At 34.5% G+C, this 1,889-nt stretch carries 3 protein-coding genes and 1 pseudogene; 2 read left to right on the forward strand and 2 right to left on the reverse strand.

Going from position 1 to position 1,889, the window contains the following annotated elements; all coding sequences use genetic code 11:
- Positions 1-577: 577 nt before the first annotated feature.
- Positions 578-892: pseudogene (locus ACFIKG_RS09070) on the reverse strand (hypothetical protein); the annotation flags it as partial.
- 65 nt (positions 893-957) lie between these two features.
- On the opposite strand from ACFIKG_RS09070, the gene ACFIKG_RS09075 reads away from it, so the two are divergent.
- Together ACFIKG_RS09075 and ACFIKG_RS09080 are read left to right on the forward strand one after the other, a co-directional pair.
- On the forward strand, positions 958-1,266 hold the full coding sequence (locus tag ACFIKG_RS09075) for a type II toxin-antitoxin system RelE/ParE family toxin (RefSeq protein ID WP_375649232.1): 309 nt from the start codon (positions 958-960) through the stop codon (positions 1,264-1,266).
- Entirely contained in the window at positions 1,247-1,528 is a 282-nt protein-coding gene (locus ACFIKG_RS09080; protein ID WP_375652173.1) for an addiction module antidote protein, read from the forward strand. The genes ACFIKG_RS09075 and ACFIKG_RS09080 overlap by 20 nt, the downstream gene beginning before the upstream one ends.
- Before the next feature lie 34 nt (positions 1,529-1,562).
- Here ACFIKG_RS09080 and ACFIKG_RS09085 read toward each other — a convergent pair.
- The coding region (locus tag ACFIKG_RS09085) for a hypothetical protein (RefSeq protein WP_375652174.1) at positions 1,563-1,889 on the reverse strand (327 nt) is incomplete at its 5' end.

The following is a 1,889-nucleotide window of genomic DNA, read 5'->3' on the forward strand; positions in this document are numbered from 1 at the left end:
TTCATTCTATATGTCATGATATTATATTTATGCTGATTACTTATCATTTTCTAAACTTTTAGAAAGCGTTTTAAAAGTGATCTTGTCTTTAAATCCTTTTATGCAATCTTTATAAATTAAACCTATAAGCTTATAAAAGTTTTAAATGATTACTTTCTTATAGGATACTATAACATCTTTAGATTTTGCGCTCCCCAATTTTGGGGACCGTTAATTTTGTTTTTATCATGCGATTAACAATCCAATCATTAAAACAAGATGTGATCTTTAAACGTATGTTATCGATAATTCCAAACAACTAAATTTTAAACAATGTGATTTGTACTGTGATAAAAACGTATCATAAGATTTATAAACTGTTATGAATGATAGCTGCTTTTCATTTCATTTGAATGCACACATGCGTTATAATATTTGTATCATGATTTGCTTTTTATGGTCTATTCATGCATGGCAATCTTATATAAAAAATGATCAAATGAATCATGCATAAAAGTGTGGATTCTTAAGTGGATTCATATAAAATAATTTCACACAACCTATTGACTTTATTGGTTTTTTATGCATAATATGTTATCGAACTCAGATAAACGTTTTTTATTTTAACAGCTGTTTCAATAGGGCGGGTAGTGCTTGCATCATAAACACCTTGTCCCGCCCGTGTCTCAAACACCACATCACGGCTTTCGTTAAAGTAAAAGGTCTCCCGTTCACAAAAACGAATGGCTGCAAAAATGCTTTCTTGGATTTGATGAACATACTCATCGGCTATGTCATCAATCTCATCTTGAATAACCGACACTAAGTGCGAAAGTGTTCTCTTATGACGATAAACATCTCGCTTTACAGGTATCGGTCCTCCGGTCTTAACCCGAATATAATGACGTGTCATCAAAATACCTTTCAGTAAAAATTATAACTATTGATATTATATATTTTGTGTAGTATAGTACTCAAATGGTATTCATTCATAAAACGATAGAATTTGATACTTGGCTTAAGAAACTTAAAGATAAAAGCGTTAAGGCTATTATTCTTCAACGTATTGTCCGCTTAAAACAGGGTCTTTTCGGTGATGTTAAATTCTTTAATGGTATAGGTGAATTACGTATCCACTATGGTGCTGGTTACCGAATTTATTTTACAAAAAAAGGCTCTGATTTTATCCTTTTGTTATGTGGTGGAGATAAATCAACGCAGAAAAAAGATATTGAACAAGCATTAAAGTTAAAAGAGGAGTACAGTGATGAAAATAACCCCATTTAAACCAGAAGAATATCTTGAAGACATTGAGGTACAACAAGCATTTCTTAATGAAGCCTTTAAAACCGGTGATGCCTCTCATATAGCGGATGCCCTTGGTATTGTTGCTAGAGCACAAAATATGAGTGCCTTAGCAAAAGAAACCAATCGCGAACGCAGTGGATTATACCGCTCTTTAAGTAAGACTGGTGACCCTAAACTTTCTACCTTAGTCGCTGTCTTATCTGCCCTTAATTTGCAACTCTCTGTACAATCTATTCCATAAATCGTGAGGGGAATTAAGCCTTCCCCTATACCTCTCAACGATTGGTCACGAATTGCACGACCACAACACACTCTCCAGCCACAGTTGTTTTATCCCGTGTTGCATAAAGCGTAAGCTCTTGATCTTCTGGAACAAACTCTTTTTGGTTGGTTGATGTAAAATCTTGAGTGCTTTGGGTTTTGATGTCCTTTTCACTAAACTCATTACCACCATAGGTGCTACCTATCTTTAATTTCGCATCCGAAAACGCTGTCTTCACAAACGCTTTAATCGAAAGGATCATCGCACCACGCGGTAAAGTCCCGATTTTGCGCGTCAAATGCTTATCTTTATGCGAGATATTCAAACGCAAAAAACTGAC

This window comes from Bartonella sp. LB28NMGDW, assembly GCF_042194435.1.
Taxonomy (GTDB): Bacteria; Pseudomonadota; Alphaproteobacteria; order Rhizobiales; family Rhizobiaceae; genus Bartonella; species Bartonella grahamii.